This window comes from uncultured Pseudacidovorax sp. (assembly GCF_913773995.1).
GTDB lineage: Bacteria > Pseudomonadota > Gammaproteobacteria > Burkholderiales > Burkholderiaceae_C > Xenophilus.
Genome location: NZ_CAJYES010000018.1, coordinates 1 through 19,005 on the forward strand (window position 1 = coordinate 1; position 19,005 = coordinate 19,005).

General features: G+C 66.2%; 19 protein-coding genes. 5 read left to right on the forward strand and 14 right to left on the reverse strand.

Going from position 1 to position 19,005, the window contains the following annotated elements; translation table 11 throughout:
• From QZ772_RS01535 to guaB, 12 genes are all read right to left on the reverse strand, one after another.
• A partial coding sequence (locus tag QZ772_RS01535; RefSeq protein WP_295522364.1) for an ABC transporter substrate-binding protein occupies positions 1–523 on the reverse strand: 523 nt, incomplete at its 3' end.
• Between the two features lie 85 nt (positions 524–608).
• Positions 609–2,795 (reverse strand): TonB-dependent receptor, encoded by a 2,187-nt coding sequence (locus tag QZ772_RS01540; protein ID WP_295522366.1) that lies wholly within the window; start codon positions 2,793–2,795, stop codon positions 609–611.
• 169 nt (positions 2,796–2,964) lie between these two features.
• Positions 2,965–3,306, reverse strand: a complete 342-nt coding sequence (locus tag QZ772_RS01545; protein ID WP_295522368.1) for a DUF2946 family protein — start codon at positions 3,304–3,306, stop codon at positions 2,965–2,967.
• A 116-nt stretch (positions 3,307–3,422) separates the two neighbouring features.
• Complete coding sequence (locus tag QZ772_RS01550) at positions 3,423–6,626, reverse strand: type I restriction endonuclease subunit R (RefSeq protein ID WP_295522370.1); 3,204 nt, start codon at positions 6,624–6,626, stop codon at positions 3,423–3,425.
• Positions 6,627–6,644: 18 nt separating this feature from the next.
• Positions 6,645–7,766, reverse strand: a complete 1,122-nt coding sequence (locus QZ772_RS01555; RefSeq protein WP_295522372.1) for a Fic family protein — start codon at positions 7,764–7,766, stop codon at positions 6,645–6,647.
• Between the two features lie 129 nt (positions 7,767–7,895).
• Positions 7,896–8,057, reverse strand: coding sequence for a hypothetical protein (locus QZ772_RS01560; RefSeq protein ID WP_295522374.1), 162 nt, complete (start codon positions 8,055–8,057; stop codon positions 7,896–7,898).
• Between the two features lie 98 nt (positions 8,058–8,155).
• Entirely contained in the window at positions 8,156–9,529 is a 1,374-nt protein-coding gene (locus tag QZ772_RS01565; RefSeq protein ID WP_295522376.1) for a restriction endonuclease subunit S, read from the reverse strand.
• Positions 9,519–11,081, reverse strand: a complete 1,563-nt coding sequence (locus QZ772_RS01570) for a class I SAM-dependent DNA methyltransferase (protein ID WP_295522378.1) — start codon at positions 11,079–11,081, stop codon at positions 9,519–9,521. Before QZ772_RS01570 ends, QZ772_RS01565 begins: the two co-directional genes overlap by 11 nt.
• Before the next feature lie 103 nt (positions 11,082–11,184).
• Complete coding sequence (gene guaA, locus QZ772_RS01575; protein WP_295522380.1) at positions 11,185–12,804, reverse strand: glutamine-hydrolyzing GMP synthase; 1,620 nt, start codon at positions 12,802–12,804, stop codon at positions 11,185–11,187.
• Positions 12,805–12,848: 44 nt separating this feature from the next.
• Positions 12,849–13,265 (reverse strand): type II toxin-antitoxin system VapC family toxin, encoded by a 417-nt coding sequence (locus QZ772_RS01580; RefSeq protein ID WP_295522382.1) that lies wholly within the window; start codon positions 13,263–13,265, stop codon positions 12,849–12,851.
• Positions 13,252–13,596, reverse strand: coding sequence for a type II toxin-antitoxin system Phd/YefM family antitoxin (locus tag QZ772_RS01585; RefSeq protein ID WP_295522384.1), 345 nt, complete (start codon positions 13,594–13,596; stop codon positions 13,252–13,254). Before QZ772_RS01585 ends, QZ772_RS01580 begins: the two co-directional genes overlap by 14 nt.
• Before the next feature lie 96 nt (positions 13,597–13,692).
• Entirely contained in the window at positions 13,693–15,159 is a 1,467-nt protein-coding gene (guaB, locus tag QZ772_RS01590) for an IMP dehydrogenase (protein ID WP_295522386.1), read from the reverse strand.
• 59 nt (positions 15,160–15,218) lie between these two features.
• Here guaB and QZ772_RS01595 point away from each other — a divergent pair, with 59 nt between their 5' ends.
• The gene (locus tag QZ772_RS01595; RefSeq protein ID WP_295522388.1) at positions 15,219–15,707 is read left to right on the forward strand and encodes a DUF4124 domain-containing protein; all 489 of its coding nucleotides are present in this window, start codon (positions 15,219–15,221) and stop codon (positions 15,705–15,707) included.
• Positions 15,708–15,764: 57 nt separating this feature from the next.
• Here QZ772_RS01595 and QZ772_RS01600 read toward each other — a convergent pair whose 3' ends face one another.
• Positions 15,765–16,094, reverse strand: coding sequence for an RnfH family protein (locus QZ772_RS01600; protein ID WP_295522390.1), 330 nt, complete (start codon positions 16,092–16,094; stop codon positions 15,765–15,767).
• A complete protein-coding gene (locus QZ772_RS01605; protein WP_295522392.1) occupies positions 16,091–16,549 on the reverse strand; it encodes a type II toxin-antitoxin system RatA family toxin in 459 nt (152 codons plus the stop codon). The genes QZ772_RS01600 and QZ772_RS01605 overlap by 4 nt, the downstream gene beginning before the upstream one ends.
• 62 nt (positions 16,550–16,611) lie before the next feature.
• Here QZ772_RS01605 and smpB point away from each other — a divergent pair, with 62 nt between their 5' ends.
• From smpB to QZ772_RS01625, 4 genes are all read left to right on the forward strand, one after another.
• Positions 16,612–17,091 (forward strand): SsrA-binding protein SmpB, encoded by a 480-nt coding sequence (gene smpB / locus QZ772_RS01610; protein ID WP_295522394.1) that lies wholly within the window; start codon positions 16,612–16,614, stop codon positions 17,089–17,091.
• Between the two features lie 137 nt (positions 17,092–17,228).
• On the forward strand, positions 17,229–17,747 hold the full coding sequence (locus QZ772_RS01615; RefSeq protein WP_295522396.1) for a sigma-70 family RNA polymerase sigma factor: 519 nt from the start codon (positions 17,229–17,231) through the stop codon (positions 17,745–17,747).
• 14 nt (positions 17,748–17,761) lie between these two features.
• Positions 17,762–18,490, forward strand: a complete 729-nt coding sequence (locus QZ772_RS01620) for an anti-sigma factor (protein ID WP_295522398.1) — start codon at positions 17,762–17,764, stop codon at positions 18,488–18,490.
• Positions 18,491–18,584: 94 nt separating this feature from the next.
• A complete protein-coding gene (locus QZ772_RS01625) occupies positions 18,585–18,986 on the forward strand; it encodes an ATP-binding protein (RefSeq protein ID WP_295522400.1) in 402 nt (133 codons plus the stop codon).
• The last annotated feature ends 19 nt before the right edge of the window (positions 18,987–19,005 follow it).

Below are 19,005 nucleotides of genomic sequence, written 5' to 3' on the forward strand. Positions count from 1 at the left end.
GGACCAGGGTGCTGCTGTGCGCCAGCAGCGAGGCCAGGCCGCCATGCGGACGTGCCAGGCGGATGCGCACGGTGCGCTCGTCATCCACCTCGATGGCGTCCACCGGCGCCAGGCTCAGCATCGCCGGCGGGGTACAGGCCAGCTTCAGGCAGCGCACCACGGCCGCCGCATCGACCGCGGTGCCGTCATGGAAGCGCGCCCGCGGCCGCAGCACGAAACGCCAGGTGCGACCGTCGGCCGACACCGTCCAGCGCTCGGCCAGTCCGGGCAGCGGGGTGCCGTCGTCCTGCGCATCGGTCAGTGTCTCGGTGATCTGCAGCCGGGTGAACACGTGGCCGCTCTTGGCGGGTGCCAGGCCGGCCAGTTCCCACGGGCCGACGATCTGCAACGGCCGTTCGGGCTGGGCAGCGGTGGCCTGCGCCGTCCAGGCAGCGGCTGCCATCACAGCGCCGGTCTGCAGCAGACGCCGGCGACGGACAGGGACGGCGCCGGTGGTGGTGTCGAAAGAGGATGTGTCGGGCAAAGGGGGGATTCCGATCTCGTTGATGCGTGTCGCGTGTCCATCAGGGCCACCCGCCTCGGCGCGGCTGCGGGTGGCCTTGGCAGGGTCAGAACTTGGCCTGCAGCCCGACGGTGACCGAGCGTGCCGCGCCCGGCGTCACCCACACGCGGCTGTACGAGCTGCTGTAGTAGGTGGTGTCGAACAGGTTGTCCACGTCCAGCGTCAGGCGCAGGCGCGGGTTGAGGCGCCAGTAGGCCACCAGCTTGGCGGTGGTGTAGCTCGGCAGCTCGAATGCCGGTGCGCCGGCATTGGCCTCGGCCTGGGTGCGCGCTTGGCCCAGCCGGCGGCCGACATGGGTCAGCCCGCCGCCGATGCCATAGCGCTGCCCATTGGCCAAGGCGTCCTCGTAGACCGCCAGCACGCTGCCGTTGACCTTGGGCACGTTGAGCAGGCGACCGCCCACCTCCAGCGTGTTGTCGCGCGTGACCTCCACATCGCTCAGCACCAGGCTGGCATTGAGGCGCCAGTGGCGGCTCACCTGGCCGGTGAAGTCGAACTCGAGGCCGCGGCTGCGGATCTCGCCCGCCGCCACCGAGAAGCCGGTGTTCACCGGATCATTGGTCAGCACGTTGCGCTTGCGGATGTCGAACAGCGCGGCCGTCGCGCCCATGCGCCTGTCTTCGCTTTCCCACTTGGCGCCCAGTTCGGCGGCGCGGCCCGTCTCGGGCTCGAAGGCGCGCGAGGCCACGTCGGTGCCGGTGTTGGGCCGGAAGGAGCGGCCGACGTTGGCATAGACCGTCCACTGCGGCGACGGCAGCCAGGCGAGGCCGACGCGCGGCGAGGTCGCGCTCGGCGTCTGGGCGGTTGTCAGCCCCGTGCGGCGGTTGAGCAGCGACTGGTCGTAGCGATCGGCGCGCAGGCCGGCCACCAGGCGCCATTGCGGCGCCAGCCGGATGGCGTCCTGCACATAGACGGCGGTGTTGCGCTGGTGCTCCAGCGTGTCGGTGTTGGCCGTGGGCACCGGCGGCACCTGCCCGTACACCGGGGCGAAGATGTTGATCGCGTAGGGTCGTGCGGCGCTCGGATTGGCGCGCAGCATCAGGGTGTCCATGTCGAAGCGGTAGCGCTCCAGCCCGAACAGCAGTTCGTGCTCCACCGCGCCCGTGCGTACCGTTCCCTGCAGTTCGGCCTGCAGGGCCAGGTCGTTCGAGTCGTAATCGCGGAAGCGCCGCTGGCGGGTCAGCGTGCCATCGCTGCGCAAGGCCGTCGGCTCGGTCGAGAAGCCTTCGATGCCGGTGCCGCGATACGACAGGCCGATGCGGCTGCGCCAGTCCGCACTCCATTCGTGGGTCAGCATCAGCTGATGGGTGCTGTTGCGCACGGTCACGTCGCCATCGGCCGGCTCGCCCAGGAAGCGGCTGCGCGGGATGACGCCCAGCCGGTTGTCGACCGCCACCACGCCACGGTCCAGCGGCGTGCGGTGGCGCAGGTACTCGCCCACGTACTCCAACACCGTGTCGCGGCCCAGCTTCCAGGTGAAGGCCGGCGCCAGCACCTCGCGGCGCGCCTGCACGACGTCGCGGAAGCTGTCGCGGTCTTCCACCGCCACGTTCAGCCGGTATGCAAAGCGGTCGGTGAGCGGCCCGGTGATGTCGAAGGCGCCGCGGCGCAGGCCGTAGCTGCCCACATAGCCTTCGACCGCATGGGCAGGCTTCCACAGCGGCCGCTTGGACACGATGTTGAGCGTGCCGCCGGGCTCGCTGCTGCCATACAGCGAGGCGGCCGTTCCCTTGAGGAACTCGATGCGCTCCACCCCGGCCAGATCGCGCGGCGCATTGAAGCCGCGGTTGGAAGAGAAGCCGTTGAGCAGCGTCGCCATGCCCGTGTTCTCGTTGCCGGGCAGGCCACGGATGGCGATGTTGTCCCACAGCCCGCCGAAGTTGTTCTGGCGCGAGACGCCGCCCACGTAGTCGAGCACGTCGTCCAGCTTGGTGGCGCCCAGATCGTCGATGGCCTGGCGGGTGACGATGCGCACGGACTGCGGCAGCTCGCGCAAGGGCAGCTCGGTCTTGGCGCCCGCCGCTTCGTCGGCGTGGTAGGCGCCGGACTCGGTGCGGCCGACCACCTCGACCGCGTCGAGTTCGCCCACGGCGGGGCCAGTGGAGACCTGCGCATGCGCCGCGCCCAGGCCCAGCAGGGCCAGAGCCGCTGCGACAGGCCTCAGGGCGCGCGACGGCGAAACAGGGAAGACAGGCGCACGACGGGCGGCGGCGAAAGGAAAGTGCGAATGCATGGCGGAAAAAAAGGATCGCGGCCGCCGCAAGCAAAGCGGAAAGGCGCGCAACGAGACGTCGGGCAGGACAGCCGAACGCCGGGAACAGGAAAGTGAGAAGCCAGGACGACCCAGCTCCGCCGCCCGGCCGATGGCCGGGGGAGCGAGCGGGCAATGGCGCGAAGAGCGATCAGCCCCGCACGGGTGGATCGCGTGCGCTGTAACGCCAGGCGTTCGGCGCCGGCCTGGGCGGGTGAATGCGCAGCAGCGGCTGCGCCGTGCCGACAACGGCCACGCCCAGGATGGCCGGAGGCGGCCAGATCGCACTGGCCAGTTGCGCCCCGAGATGGCACCAGGCACAGACGGCGTCGGTCCTGGCCTCGCCGGGTTCATCGGCATCGCCCAGGTCGGCGGCCGAGGACAGCGCGGCACCGCCCTCCCGCAGATGCACGCCCTCATGCAGCCCATGGCCCACGGCCGTGTTGAACAACACGGCAATCAGCAGGAGGCGGAGAACGGCAAGCAGGCGCATGGCGGACGGCATTCTATTGAGAATGAAATCTCAAAGACGGCTTTTTTGTTTGACGCCTTGCCCCGCTACCCTCCTAACAGCCAAAGGCGGTACTGACGCCGCCTTCTGTCAGGGCGCTACCGAACCCACTCCTCCCCAATCCTCTCAGCCTGCTCCAGCACCAGCTCCACCGCCGAATCGGCCAGGTCGGGCGGGTACTTGTACTTGCGCAATATCCGCTTGACCATCAGCCGCAACCTGGCCCGGACGCTCTCGCGGTGTGCCCAGTCCACGCTGATGTTCTGGCGCAGGCTTTCGGTCAGCTCATGGGCGATCTTCTTCAGCGTCTCGTCGCTCAGTTCGCGCGCAGCCGATTCGTTGAGGAGCAGCGCGTCGTAGAACTTCACCTCGTCATCGCTCAGGCCCAGGCTCTCGCCGCGTGAGGCCGCCTCACGGAACTTCCTGGCCATCTCCACCAGCTCCTCCATCACCTGCGCGGTTTCGATGGATCGGTTCTGGTAGCGCCTGATCACGTTGCCCAGCAGTTCGGAGAACTTGCGCTCCTGCACCACGTTGGTGGCAAAGCGGCTCTTGATTTCGCCTTCCAGCAGGCGCTCCAGCAGTTCCACCGCCAGGTTGCGCTCGGGCAGGTTCTTCACCTGGGCCAGGAACTCGTCGTCCAGCAGGCCGATGTTGGGCTTGTCCAGGCCCACCGCATCGAAGATGTCCACCACGCTGTCGGACACTACGGCCGAGCCGATGATCTGACGGATGGCCAGCTCGCGTTGCTCATCGGTCTTCTTCTGCTGGGTGATGTCCTTCTTGGTCAGGATCACCTTCACCGCCTGCATGAAGGCCACTTCTTCGCGCACGGCCATGGCTTCGTCCAGCGTGCAGCACAGGGTGAAGGCCTTGCTCAGGGCCAAGGCCGTGTCGGCGAAGCGCTTCTTGCCGTCGCGCTGTCCTTCTCCCTTCAAGCCCAGCACGTGGTTGGCCGCGCCGGCCAGCACCTTGTGTCCGCCCGTGAGAAAGCCGCTGTAGTCGAAGCCGTGCAGCATGGCGCGAAGCACGTCGAGCTTTTCCTCCAGCACGGCGTAGGCCTCGTGGGCGTCCACCGTGGGCTTGCCCCGGCCCTTGCTGGCCGTGTACTCCTTCATCGCGGCCTTGAGCTCGTTGCCGATGCCGATGTAATCGACCACGAGGCCGCCCTGCTTGTCCTTGAACACGCGGTTCACGCGGGCGATGGCCTGCATGAGGTTGTGGCCCTTCATGGGCTTGTCCACATACAGGGTGTGCACGCAAGGGGCGTCGAAGCCGGTCAGCCACATATCGCGCACGATCACTAGGCGCAGCGGGTCCACCGGGTCCTTGAAGCGCTTCTCCAGCCGCTTCCTGACCTGGCCGTTGTAGATGTGCTGGCGCAGCAGGGCCTTGTCACTGGCCGAACCCGTCATCACGATCTTGACGGCGCCCTTCTCCGGATCCGCGTCGTGCCAGTCGGGGCGCAACCGGATGATCTCGTCGTACAGATGAACGCAGATGTCGCGGCTCATGGCCACGACCATGGCCTTGCCGTTCTGCGCCTTGTTGCGCTCTTCGAAGTGCCTGACCAGGTCCGCCGCCACGGCGGCCACGCGGGGCTCGGCGCCCACCACTTTTTCCAGCGCGGCCCAGCGGCTCTTGAGCCTGGCCTGGGCGCTCTCTTCTTCATCTTCGGCCAGCTCGTCCACCTCTTCGTCGAGGTGCGGCAGTTGGTCTTCCTTCAGGCTGAGCTTGGCCAGGCGGCTCTCGTAGTAGATGGCCACGGTGGCGCCATCTTCCTTGGCCTGCTGCATGTCATAGACATGGATGTAGTCGCCGAACACGGCGCGCGTGTCGCGGTCTTCGCTGGACACGGGCGTGCCGGTGAAGGCCACGAAGGTGGCATTGGGCAAGGCGTCGCGCAGGTGCTGGGCGTAGCCGGCCTGGTATTTGTGTTTGACCTCGTACGCCGGCGGAACAAAGTTGGCAGGCAGGGCCGAACTGACTTCGTCACCCGTGGTCAGAGCAGTCGCTGCGCCCTCCGGCGGGTCCGCCTTGCGCTTGACGGTCTTGAGCTTCGCCTCGAAGCCGTACTGCGTGCGATGCGCTTCGTCGGCGATCACGACGATGTTGCTGCGGCCCGATAGCACCGGGAAGGCGTCCTCATCCTCGCCCGGCATGAACTTCTGGATGGTGGCGAACACGATGCCGCCCGAGGGTCGGTTGGCGAGCTTGGCGCGCAGGTCCTGCCGCGACTCCACCTGCACGGGCTGCTCGCGCAGCAGGTCTTGCGCCAGGCTGAACACACCGAAGAGCTGGCCGTCCAGATCGTTGCGGTCGGTGATGACCACGATGGTCGGGTTCTGCATGGCGGGCTCTTGCATCACCCGTGCGGCAAAGCAGGTCATGGTGATGCTCTTGCCGCTGCCCTGGGTGTGCCACACCACCCCGCCCTTGTGCGAACCGCCCGGACGGGACGCGGCCACCACCTGCTCGATGGCCGCGCGCACGGCGTGGAACTGGTGGTAGCCGGCGATCTTCTTGATCAGCCCGCCGTCGTCCTCGAACAGCACGAAGTAGCGCAGGTAATCCAGCAGGCAGGCCGGTGCCAGCGCACCGCGCACCAGGGTCTCCAATTCGTTGAACTGGCCCAGCGGGTCGAGCGTGACACCGTCGATGGTGCGCCAGGCCATGTAGCGCTCGGCATCGCTGGAGAGCGAGCCCATCAGCGCCTCGGAGCCGTCCGACACCACCAGCACCTCGTTGTACTGGAATACGTCGGGGATCTGCGCCTTGTACGTCTGGATCTGCTCGTAGGCCTTCCAGATGTTGGCCTTCTCATCGGCCGGGTTCTTCAGCTCCAGCAGCACCACGGGCAGGCCGTTGAGGAACAGGATGATGTCGGGGCGGCGGGTGTGGTGCGGTCCCTTGAGCGAGAACTGGTTGATGGCCAGCCATTCGTTGGCCGCTGCATCGCCCCAGTCCACCAGGCGCACGAAGTCGCCTCGCGTCTCGCCATCCTGCTGGTACTGCACGGGCACGCCGCCCACCAGCAGCCGGTGGAAGTGCAGGTTGGCCGACAGCAGCACCGGGGTGCCCAGGTCTTGCACCTGCCTGAAGGCGTCTTCGCGCGCCGCGACGGGAAGGTGCGGGTTCAGACGGGCGATGGCATCGCGCAGGCGTTGGGCCAGCAGCACCTGGCGGAAGTTGTCGCGCGCCGGCGCCGGGCCATCGGGAGCGATGTCGTGGCCGCTCAGGTGGGTGTAGCCGACCTCCACGAGCCAGCTGAGCGCTTCCTGTTCGAGTTGATCTTCGGTCATGCCCTGCCCTGTACCTGGTCAAAGCGCCAGCAGCGCCACATAGGGTTGGTAGCTGAAGCTGCGGTTCGTCTTCTGGCCCGTCAATTCCGTCACGATGCCCAGTTCTTCCAACACCTTTACCGCCGCGGTGGCCGTAGGAAAGGTGGTGCCCAATGCCTGCCGCGCGCGCTCGATGGTGAAGCGCGGCATCATGGGCAGCATCTCGAACAGGCGGTAGCTGGCCGGGCCGGCCTTGGGCGCGGCCAGCAGGCGGCGCCTGTCCGCCGCGATCAAGCTCGCAAGAGCGACCACGCCCCGTTCGGCTTCAGCGGCGGCACTGGCCACTCCCTCCAGAAAGAAGGCCAGCCAGCCCTCCCAGTCGCCATCGGTGCGGATGGCGGACAGACGGCGGTAGTAGTCGGTCTGGTGCTGCTTGAGGTAGCCGCTGAGGTACATCAGCGGCTCGGGCAGCAGCCCCCAGTGCTCCAGCAAGGCGGCGATCAGCAGCCGTCCGATGCGCCCATTGCCGTCCAGAAATGGGTGAATGATTTCGAACTGGGCATGCACCAGGGCCACCTTCACCAAGGGCGGCAAGCCGGAATCCACGCCATGGATGAAGCGTTCCATGTCGGCCAGCAGGCCGGGCACCTGCTCCGGTGGGGGCGGCACAAACGCCGCATTGCCGGGGCGCGTGCCACCGATCCAGTTCTGCGAGCGGCGCAGTTCGCCCGGCTGCTTGCCTGCGCCCCGCACACCGTCCAGCAGCAGGCGGTGCGCGTCGCACAGCAGGCGCACGCTGATGGGCAAGCCTTGGGGGTCGCGCAACTGCCCCTGAACCAGACGGAAGGCACGCAGGTAGTTGGTGACTTCTTCGACGTCGTCGGTGTTGCTGATGGCAAGCCCTGCCTCGTCGTCGAACAGATCCACCAGCGTGGCCTGCGTGCCCTCGATCTGAGAAGTCAGCAAGGCCTCCTTACGGATGGCGCTGTAGAGCAGCCAGTCCACGGAAGGCGCCAGACCCGACACCCCCGACAGCCGCGCCAACGCCAACTCGGCCGCGTGGTTGAACCCGGCGAAAGCGTCCGGCGCCAAGGGCGGGTTGCCAGGCGGCAGCGCATGCGGCACGAATGCCCGGACGGATTCGCCCAGGGTCGTGGACATGGCGTAGGCGCCTGTGCTGCGCATCGTGTGAAAGCCCGCTTGAATGATTGCTCGGGGCATTAAAGCGCTCTTTAATGGCTGGAGCAAGGATGAAAGCAGGTGGTCATCCAGTTCAACGCAATGACTTGATCAGGGGCCCGCCAGACGTGAGACACGCCCAAGGACTCCAGCGCGCGGCCATGTGCTCGTGCGGAAGGCTTCGGCCGGCCAGATCACCTTGCGCGCGCCCACCTCTGCGGCATCGGTCCGGATCTCCAGTTCACGGAGACTCAAGGCTTCGGCCAGCAGCATGAGGTTGTCGGCCTGCGCTTGCCAGGGCGTGAACTCGCCGGCCTCGCTGGCTCAAGCCTGGCGCTGGGGTATGCGTTCGAATTTGCCGAGCGGGAATTTCAGGCGAGGGCTTCTTCTAGTTGACCTCGGGCTTCGGGCAGGCGGAGCTGGCCGGAGATCAGGCGGGGGAGCAATGTATCGCGTAGATTGGAGAGGGTCTGCACCATATCGGAGTTGTGACGCACCCGTGTGAATAACGGTCGCAGCATCTCCCCAAAAGCCACGCAAATCGAAGGCGGCGGCAACAAAAACTGGATGCGCCACATGTTTGACTGACTCAGCTTTGCCTGAACAGCACCAGTAATGAACGGTTGGATATTCGTATGCCGGAGCGACAACATCACGTGTTCAGTGGCCACGCCATTGCGCCCTTGCAATACATGAGCATGGTTGTTAACCCAGAACTTTCCCCACACATACTGTGTGATTGGAAAGCCCGCTTCGTCTGCAACTGAACCGTCCTCTCCCGTCAGCAGATAGACGCCGTTGAAGAGGTAATCATCAACATGGTCCATCAGCGCAGCTGCGCCGTAGTACGGATACGGTCCTCGTCGCTTTAATCGCTCTGCGCCGGACAATGGCACGCGCTTAGAGTCAAAAATTTCCACAACTTCTTTAAGGCTGCGATAGCGCCACCCCTCCGGCACAACCTGCAAATCCATTTCTTCCAACGCATCAGGGAACAGCCCGGCCGTGGCCTCGTCCATGCCTTCGGGGGCGCGGCCTGCCATCTTGGCGCGCACGGGGTCGAAATCGACGAACCATGACTTGAACAGCGCCTGGGCGATGGCTTCGAGGGTGGCGTTGGTATCGTGCAGGAGGGTGATGCGGTCGTCCAATGCCGACAACACGTCGGCCACTGCTCGCTGAGTATCTAAGTCCGGCAAAGCTGCGTGAAAGGCTTTGACCTCGGGGAAATAAATGGTCTGGTGAGTGGTCCCTGACGCGAAGCGCAAGAAACTGCTCCGCTCGCCCAACAGGATGTACTTGAGGAAGCGGTAGTCAAGCTCCGGCCCACAGACCCAGTTGACGAAGTCCTGGCTAGTCGCCATGGGGACACCCATGACCACAACATAGCCCACCGATGCTGTGCGAGACAGGCAGACGGTATGGGCCGGCAGGATGCGCGCGGACGAATTGCGGATACCAAGCTCATTGGTGTACTGGGCTGTCTTACGGATGGTTTGCCCATGGTTACCAGTAGCGTCCCGAATTCCAACCCAAGGCACATTTCCGCCCCAATACTCGGGGTGCTTACGGCTAGGGGTGTGTCCAGTTTCTAAGCGCGCAACATCCGTCAACAAAGTCCATGTCCAACCCTCAGCAAGAGCGGTTCCTGGATTACCGACAGAGATCGCGAAATCCCCGGGAATCACTCCAGTCGTCGCCGCACGACCGCCTGTCCTGGATTCAAGCGGCCGTTCAGAACTCATACCCCAGCCCCCTCAGCTTCTGCCGAATCAGCGCATCCAGCTCTGCCCCCTTCGCCATCTGCTCGCCCAACTTCTCGGTGAGCTTCTGCATCTTCTCGGCAAAGGCCTCGTCGTCGTCTTCCACTTCTTCGGCGCCCACATAGCGGCCCGGAGTCAGCACATGGCCGTGCTGGGCAATTTCGGCCAGGGGCACGCTGCGGCAGAAGCCCGGCACGTCGGCATAGGTGGTGATGGTGGCGCCCTCCTCCACCTCGCCACGCCAGGCGGCGACGGTCTCGGCAATGCGGGCAATGGCGGCATCGTCCAGCTCGGCCTGCACGCGTGAAATCATCTTGCCGAGCTTGCGGGCGTCGATGAACAGCACTTCGCCCTTGCGCTGCTTCTGCTTGGCCAGAAACCACAGACAGGCCGGGATCTGGGTGTTGAAGAACAGCTGCCCCGGCAGGGCCACCATGACCTCGACCACGTCGGCATCGACCATGGCGGCGCGGATCACGCCTTCGTTGTTCTGGCTGCTGGACATCGAGCCATTGGCCAGCACGATGCCGGCGCGGCCGGTGGGCTTCATGTGGTGCAGCATGTGCTGCAGCCAGGCGTAGTTGGCATTGCCCTGCGGCGGGTCGCCGTACTGCCAGCGGGCATCGCCTTCCAGGCTGCCGTGCCACCAGTCGCTGATGTTGAACGGCGGGTTGGCCAGGATGTAGTCGGCCCGCAGGTCGGGGTGCTGGTTGTGGGTGAAGGTGTCGGCGGGCTCGCGGCCCAGGTTGAAGTCGATGCCGCGAATGGCCAGGTTCATCGCCGCCAGGCGCCAGGTGGTGGGGTTGGCCTCCTGCCCGTAGATGGACACGTCGCCTTTTCTGCCACCGTGGGCTTCAATGAACTTCTCGCTCTGAACGAACATGCCGCCCGAGCCGCAGCAGGGGTCGTACACCTTGCCTTGGTGCGGGGCCAGCACGGCCACCAGGGTCTTGACGATGCTGGCGGGCGTGTAGAACTGCCCGCCCCGCTTGCCTTCGGCGCTGGCGAACATGCCCAGGAAGTATTCGTACACCTGCCCCAGCACGTCGCGGGCCACGGCGGGGTCGGTGCCGAAGCCGATGGTCGAAACCAGGTCCACCAATTCGCCCAGCTTGCCGCTGGGCAACTGCGCGCGGGCATAGCGCTTGTCGAGGATGCCTTTGAGCTTGGGGTTCTCGGCTTCGATCAGACCCAGGGCGTCGTCGATGTGCTTGCCGATGGCGGGCTGCTTGGCGGCGGCGCGGATGGCCTCCCATCGGGCGGCTTCGGGCACCCAGAACACGTTGGCCGAGGTGTAGTAGTCGCGGTCTTCCAGTTCGGCGGCAATGTCTTCGTCGCTGGCGTCGGCGTAGAAATATTCGTCGTCGGGGTCACGCAGACGCGCGGCCAGCTCGGCAGTGCGGGCGGTGAAGGTGTCCGAGATGTACTTGAGGAAGATGAGGCCGAGCACCAGGTGCTTGTATTCGGCCGCGTCCATGTTGGCGCGCAGCTTGTCGGCCGTGGCCCAGAGGGTCTTCTTGATGTCGTCGAGCATGGGTCCCGTGAGCTGGATCTTTTGTTGACTGCTGGGGAAGCGCCTCAGGCATCGCGCAGCGACTGGGCGCTGCGCAAGGGCACCGTTGCCGAGGACCCCGGTTTCACTCCCACTCGATCGTCGCCGGCGGCTTGCTCGACACGTCGTAGGTGACGCGGTTGATGCCACGCACCTCGTTGATGATCCGGCTCGACACCTTCTTGAGCAGCGCATAGGGCAGCTCGGCCCAGTCGGCGGTCATGAAGTCGCTGGTCTGCACGGCACGCAGGGCCACGACGTAGTCGTAGGTGCGGCCATCGCCCATCACGCCCACGCTCTTGACCGGCAGGAAGACGGTGAAGGCCTGGCTGGTGAGGTCGTACCAGCTCTTGCCTGTCGACTCGTCGCGGAAGTTGCGCAGTTCCTCGATGAAGATGGCATCGGCTCGGCGCAGCAGGTCGGCGTAGTCCTTCTTCACCTCGCCCAGGATGCGCACGCCCAGGCCTGGGCCCGGGAAGGGATGGCGGTACACCATCTCGGGCGGCAGGCCCAGGGCCACGCCCAGTTCGCGCACCTCGTCCTTGAACAGGTCGCGCAGCGGCTCCAGCAGCTTCAGGCCCAGCTGTTCGGGCAGGCCGCCCACGTTGTGGTGGCTCTTGATGGTGACGGCCTTCTTGCTCTTGGCGCCGCCGGACTCGATCACGTCGGGATAGATGGTGCCCTGGGCCAGAAAGGTGGCGCCCTTGTGGCCGCCGGTGCCGGCCTTGAGCTTGGCGGCCTCGGCCTTGAACACCTCGACGAACTCACGGCCGATGATCTTGCGCTTCTGCTCGGGGTCGCTCACGCCCTTCAGATGACCGAGGAACTGCTCGCTGGCGTCGACATGGATGACGCGCGCATGCAGCTTGCCGGCAAACATCTCCATCACCATCTTGCCCTCGTCCAGGCGCAGCAGGCCGTGGTCGACGAACACGCAGGTCAGCTGGTCGCCGATGGCGCGGTGGATCAGGGCCGCGGCCACGGACGAATCGACACCGCCCGACAGGCCGAGGATCACCTCTTCGTCGCCGACCTGCTGGCGGATGGCCTCCACCGCCTCGGCGATGTGATCCTTCATGACCCAGTCGGGCTGGGCCTGGCAGATGCCGAGCACGAAGCGCTCGAGGATGGCCTTGCCCTGCTGCGTGTGCGTGACTTCGGGGTGGAACTGCACGGCGTAGAACTTGCGCGCCTCGTCGGCCATGCCGGCAATGGGGCAGCTGTCGGTGCTGGCCATCAGCTTGAAGCCGGGCGGCAGCTCGCTCACCTTGTCGCCGTGGCTCATCCAGACGTTGAGCATGCCGTGGCCTTCGTCAGTCGTGAAGTCGGCGATGTCGCGCAGCAGCTCGGTGTGGCCGCGGGCACGCACGGACGCGAAGCCGAACTCGCGCTTGTGGCCACTCTCGACCTTGCCGCCCAGCTGGTGCGCCATGGTCTGCATGCCGTAGCAGATGCCCAGCACCGGCACGCCCAGCTCGAAGACGGCCTGGGGCGCCTTGTCGGTGCTCTCCTCGTACACGCTGGCATGGCTGCCGGACAGGATCACGCCCTTGAGCGACCCATCGGCCGCGTATTGACGAACCCAGTCATCGGTCACGTCGCAGGGATGCACTTCGCTCAGCACATGGGCTTCGCGCACGCGGCGGGCAATCAGCTGCGTGACCTGCGAGCCGAAGTCGAGGATGAGGATCTTGTCGTGTTGCATGGAGGGCTCCGAAAGAATGAAGACAGGGACCGCTCAGCACCGTCTCAGGCGAGATCGGTGATCACGGGATGGTCCAGTTGAAGACAGGCACGGTGCAGCGCGGGCGCCATGGTCACCAGCGGCGCCTTGAGGTCGACGGCCAGCTTGAGGTAGGCCGCGTCATGTGGACCGAGCTGCAGCGACCGCGCCCAGGTCCAGAACTCCAGCGGCGAGATGCGCATGGGCGCCAGGGCCACCGGCAAGCGGCTCAGCAGCCGCAGCACATGCTGGTGGACGGCGGTGGTGAAGCGGCCGGTGGCCAGCGCGCAGCCGGTGGCATGGAGCACGTCCAGCGGAAAGGTCGCGGCACTGGTCGCGCTCTCTTCTTCGGTCATGACGCGGATCAGCGCCTGCGACACGCGGTCGCTGCCTTCGGCCGGGAAGGCCCAGCGCGTGAAGGCAGAGGCGTCAATGACCAGCATCGTCTCGCTCCGGGTACACGGCTGCTGGGCCATCGCTCGTCACCCATGCCTCCGTCCGCCCCGCCTGGGCGGCCTCGTGCTGCTGCCACAGCAGGTCGAAGCCCCCACCCTGCTCCGCGGCCGTCGCGGCGACCTTGGCGCGCAGGGCCTGCAACTCCGCCACGATGGCCTGCCGACGCGCCTCGATGCTGGGTTGCACCGACTCGGGCTCCTTGATCAGCCGGATCACCCGTTTGCCGTGGCGCGTCAGCACGACCTCTTCGCCGTTTTCGACGGCGCGGATCAGTTCGGACAACTGGCTCTTGGCTTGGTGGATGGGGACGGTGTGCATCGGAAATCTGGCCCGTCTGTTGGCGATTCGGACCATATTCTAGTCCAGCATAAAAAAATGGCCAGAAGAATCTGGCCATTTTTAGTCTGATGAGGATCACTCGGCCCGATAGTTGGGCGCTTCCTTGGTGATCTGCACATCGTGGACGTGGCTTTCGCGGATGCCTGCTGCCGTGATTTCCACGAACTCGGCATTCGCCTTCATCTCTTCGATGGTGGCGCAGCCGCAATAGCCCATGGACGCGCGCAGGCCGCCGGCCATCTGGTACACGATGGAGATCATCGAGCCCTTGTACGGCACGCGGCCTTCGATGCCCTCGGGCACCAGCTTGTCGGCATTGGGGTTGCCGGTGCTCGACTCCTGGAAGTAGCGGTCCGCGCTGCCCTGCTGCATCGCTCCGATGGAACCCATGCCCCGGTAGCTCTTGTAGCTGCGGCCCTGGTACAGGATGACCTCGCCGGGCGCCTCTTCGGTGCCGGCGAACATGCCGCCCATCATGACCGTGCTCGCGCCCGCAGCGATGGCCTTGGCGATGTCGCCCGAGTAACGGATGCCGCCGTCGGCAATCAGCGGAATCGTGCCGCCCAGCGCGGTGGCCACGTTGTCGATCGCCATGATCTGCGGCACACCCACGCCCGCCACGATCCGGGTGGTGCAGATGGAGCCTGGTCCGATGCCCACCTTGACCGCATCCGCGCCCACGTCCGCCAGGGCCTTGGCGGCCGCACCTGTGGCGATGTTGCCGCCGATCACGTCGACCTGCGGATAGTGCTGCTTGACCCAACGCACGCGCTCGATCACCCCCCTGCTGTGGCCGTGGGCGGTGTCCACCACGATGGCGTCGACACCGGCCTTGACCAGCGCCTCGACCCGCTCTTCGGTGCCGTCGCCCACCCCCACCGCCGCGCCCACGCGCAGCCGGCCGGCAGCATCGCGCGCGGCATTCGGAAAGCTCGTCTGCTTGGTGATGTCCTTGACGGTGATCAGGCCCTTGAGCTCGAACTCGTCATCGACCACGAGCAAGCGCTCCAGCTTGTGCTTGTTGAGCAGCGCCTTCGCCTCGGCCGGGGAGGTGCCTTCGCTCACGGTGATCAACTTGGCGCGCGGCGTCATGATCTCGGTGACCGGCACGTCGTAGCGGGTCTCGAAGCGCAGATCACGGCCGGTGACGATGCCGACGACCTTGCCGCCATCGATCACGGGGAATCCGGAAATGCCCAGCTCTTCCGAGAGTTGCAGGACTTGCAGCACCGTGTGCTGCGGCGTGATGACGACCGGGTCGCGCAGCACGCCGGATTCGTAACGCTTGACCTTCGCCACCTCGGCTGCCTGCTGCTGGGCGGTGAGGTTCTTGTGCACGATGCCGATGCCGCCTTCCTGGGCGATGGCGATCGCCAGGCGGGCTTCGGTCACGGTGTCCATCGCCGCCGAAACCAGGGGAAGATTCAGCTCGATGTTGCGGGAAAGGCGGGTCTTGAGGGAGGCGTCCTTGGGCAGGACCTGGGAGAACGCAGGCACCAGCAACACATCGTCGAAGGTGAGCGCTTTGCCGAGAAGGCGCATGGTGAAGCTCCAAAAGATGGATTGTAACGAGCTGCCACGGCAGCCACTACACTGGGCGGATGAGACCCGCAACCTGCGTCCTGTTGGCCTTGCTGGCACTGCCGCTGGCCGCCCAAGCCCAGTGGCAATGGATCGATGGCAACGGCCGCAAGGTGTTCAGCGACCGCCCGCCACCCACGGACGTTCCGGCGCGCAACATCATTGGCCGCCCCAACGGCAGCACGGTACCTCCGCCTGCAGCGCCAGCGCCAGCGCCGACGCCGGCAGTTGCCGCATCCGCGCCTCGCGTGGACAAGGCTCTGGAAGAGAAGGCGCGCCAGGCCGAAGACGCCGAAAAGGCCAAGCGGGCCGAGGCGGAAGCCAAGGCCGCCAAGGCCAAACAGGAGAACTGCGCACGCGCCCGTCAGGGCCTGGCCACACTGGACAGCGGCATCCGGATCGCCCGGGTCAATGGCCAAGGCGAGCGCGAGATCATGGATGATGGCGCACGTGCGGCCGAGCAGCGGCGGCTGCAGGGTGTCGTCCAGAGCGATTGCGCGGCGCGTTGAAGCCCGCGTGAAAGCGTTAACTCGCTGGCCGCTCCGCCAGACCCGCTCACCCGCGAATCAATAGCCCGCCTTGGCGCCCTGACGACGCTTGGCGAACAGCCCCGCCGTTCGCGATCCCTGCCGCTGGAAGCGCTCCCTGCGCGCCACCTTGGGATCGACCTTCAACGGGCGACACAACTCGATCCGATCGCCGTCGTGAACCGGCGCGTCCCACGCAACAGCACGCCCCCACACACCGGGGCTCGCTTCTTCGGCCCAGGCCGGCCACTGCTCGCACACGCCACTCGCCTGCACTGCCTGGCGGACGCTGGATCCCTCTGCGAGCTGAATCGCCTGCTCGCCGACCTGTCGCGGCGCTATCGACCAGCACACGACGACCCCGATCATGCGGCGGGACCGCCCTCGCCGTAGACCTGCTCGGCCCGCTTGACGAAAGCTTCGACCAGCGAAGAGGCCACTTTGTCGAAGACGGGGCCGACCAGGGCCTGCAGTGCGAAGTTGTCGAAGCCGTAGTTCAGGTCCAGCGTTACGCGGCAGGCGCGTTCGCCCTCCTGGCCGACGGGGGCGAACTTCCAGATGCCCTCCAACTGCGAGAACGGCCCCTTCACGAGCTTGAGCTGCACCTCGCGGCCGGGCACATGCGTGTTGCGCGTGGTGGAGCTCTGGCGCATGCCGCCGAACGCCAGGCCGACTTCCGCGGTCATGCCGGCATCGTCCTGCTCGATCACCTGGGCCCGGTCACACCATGGAAGGAACTCGGGATAGCGGGCCACATCGGTCACCAGGTCATACATCTCGGTGGCGCTGTACCAGATCAGGACGGACTTATGGACACTTTTCATAGAATCTGCACGTGTGTGCGAGCCGATTGTAGGAATGCCATGCGCCCCCAAATGGAATCCACATGGCCAACAAAAAGCAGGACAACACCAACCCCCGCATCGCCGACAACAAGAAGGCGGCATTCAACTATTTCTTCGAGGAACGTTACGAGGCCGGCATGGTGCTCGAGGGCTGGGAGGTCAAGGCACTGCGCGAGGGCAAGGTGCAGCTGACCGACGGCTACGTGATGATCCGCGACGGCGAGATGTTCATCGTCGGCTGTCAGATCAACCCGCTCAAGAGCGCGTCGACCCACGTCAACCCCGACGCCATCCGGACCAAGAAGCTCCTGCTGCACAAGGAAGAGATCCGGCGCCTGATCGGCAAGGTGGAGCAGAAGGGCTACACCCTGGTGCCGCTCAACCTGCACTGGAAGGCCGGCAAGGTCAAATGCGAGATCGCCTTGGCCAAGGGCAAGGCCGAGCACGACAAGCGCGACACCATCAAGGACCGCGAGGGCAAGCGCGAGGTCGAGCGCGCGCTCAAGACCCACAACCGCTGAGCCTGTCGGAGAGGGCGCCTTTCTTTGCCTGTTGCGCGGAAGTCTGCGCATGCTGGCCACGGCGCTTGTAGCGGACCGCCCCGGTTTTTTTGGCGATGCGTGGAATAAATCGCCACGCCCAGGCGTTCATCCAATCAATGAGCGCTTCCCACGCCATCGTCGGCCACATCCCCGCACTGCGACGCTACGCGCGGGCGTTGACGGGCGACGCCTGGGCGGCGGACGATCTGGTGCAGGACACGCTGGAGCGTGCCTGCCACAAATGGTCGCTGTGGACACCGGGGACCGACCTGCGGGCCTGGCTGTTCACGCTCATGCACAACCTCCATGCCAGTCAGGTGCGCAGGACGCCGACGCCTGCCGAGGACATCGACACGCTGGATGCAGAGCCGACGGCCCGCGTCGCCACGCCTGACGGCCACCTCGACCTTCAGCGCTGCCTGCTTCTGCTGCCGGAAGAGCAGCGCGCCGTGCTGCTGCTGGCCGCGCTGGAAGACCTCTCCTATGCCGAGATCGCCCGCGTGCTCGGCGTACCCCTCGGGACGGTGATGTCGCGCCTGTCCCGCGCGCGCGACCGGCTGCGCCAGTTGATGGACGGCGCACCGCCGCAACGCACGGGCAGCGGCAGCCGGCCTGCCCTGCGCCGCCTCAAGTGAGCCAGCCCCGCGCCATGAACCGCCCACCCTCCCCGCCGTCGCACCCCGCCTCCGATGAGAACTGGGAACGCCTGCGTCAGCAGTTGCGCCAATTGCACGCGCATGTGCTCGACGAACCCGCGCCCCCCGGTCTGCAGGCAGCGGCCCTGGCGCTGGCAACGGCGCTGCGACGCAAGCGCCGGCAGGCGCTCGCTCTTCGCTGGATGGGCATGGCTGCTGCGGTGGTGCTGGCATTCGGCACGGGCTGGTGGACCAGCGGTCTGCATGGCAGCAGCGGTCGCGGGATGGCCAGAGTGCAGGCGCCGCCCTTGCATGGCTTCGTCCGCGAAGCCGCCGTGGCGTACAGCCTTTACGCGCCCGAGAAGCGCCATCCGGTGGAGGTCGGCGCTTCCGAGGAACAGCACCTGGTCCAATGGCTGTCGCGACGGCTGGATCGGCCGCTCAAGCTGCCGGATCTGGCGTCGCAAGGCTACGCGCTGGTCGGTGGCCGCCTGCTGCCGGGTTCGGCAGGTGCACGGGCGCAGTTCATGTACCAGAACGCCGAGGGCCAGCGCCTGACGCTCTACCTTGGGCAACTCGATGCCAACACACCCGAAGCCAGGGGCGCCGCCTTCCGGTTCGAAGCCGGCCCGCAACTGTCGACCTTCTACTGGGTGGACGACGGCTTCGGCTACGCACTGAGCGCCCCCCTGGGCCGCGAACGCCTGCTTGCCCTGGCGCAAACCGTCCATGGGCAGCTGTGAGGCACGACACCGAATTCGCCCTGCGCCTACGTGGCCGGCCCCGACCCTCTTCCTACACTCGTCCCGCTGTCTTTCGTTCAACCAGGAGAACCGCATGATTGCCATGAAAAAGACCACCCTGATCGGCGTCCCCGCCCTCGCACTCGCTGCGTTGATGGCCGGCTGTGCCACCACGCCCGCGCCCGATGCGCCCACGCGCACCGTCGATGGCGTGCTGATCGGCCCGAACGGCAAGACGCTCTACACCTTCGCCCGCGATGCGCAGAACAGCGGCAAGTCGATGTGCAATGGCCAGTGCGCCACGAACTGGCCGCCGCTGATGGCGCCCGCCAACCCCAAGCCCATGGGAGGCTACACCATCGTGACGCGCGATGACGGCAGCAAGCAGTGGGCCTACAACGGCTGGCCGCTGTACTACTGGTCCAAGGATGCCAAGGCGGGCGACCGCACTGGCGAGGGCATGCTCAACGGCGCCTGGAAGGTCGCCCGTCCCTGAGCGTTCCGAGGCAGGGACC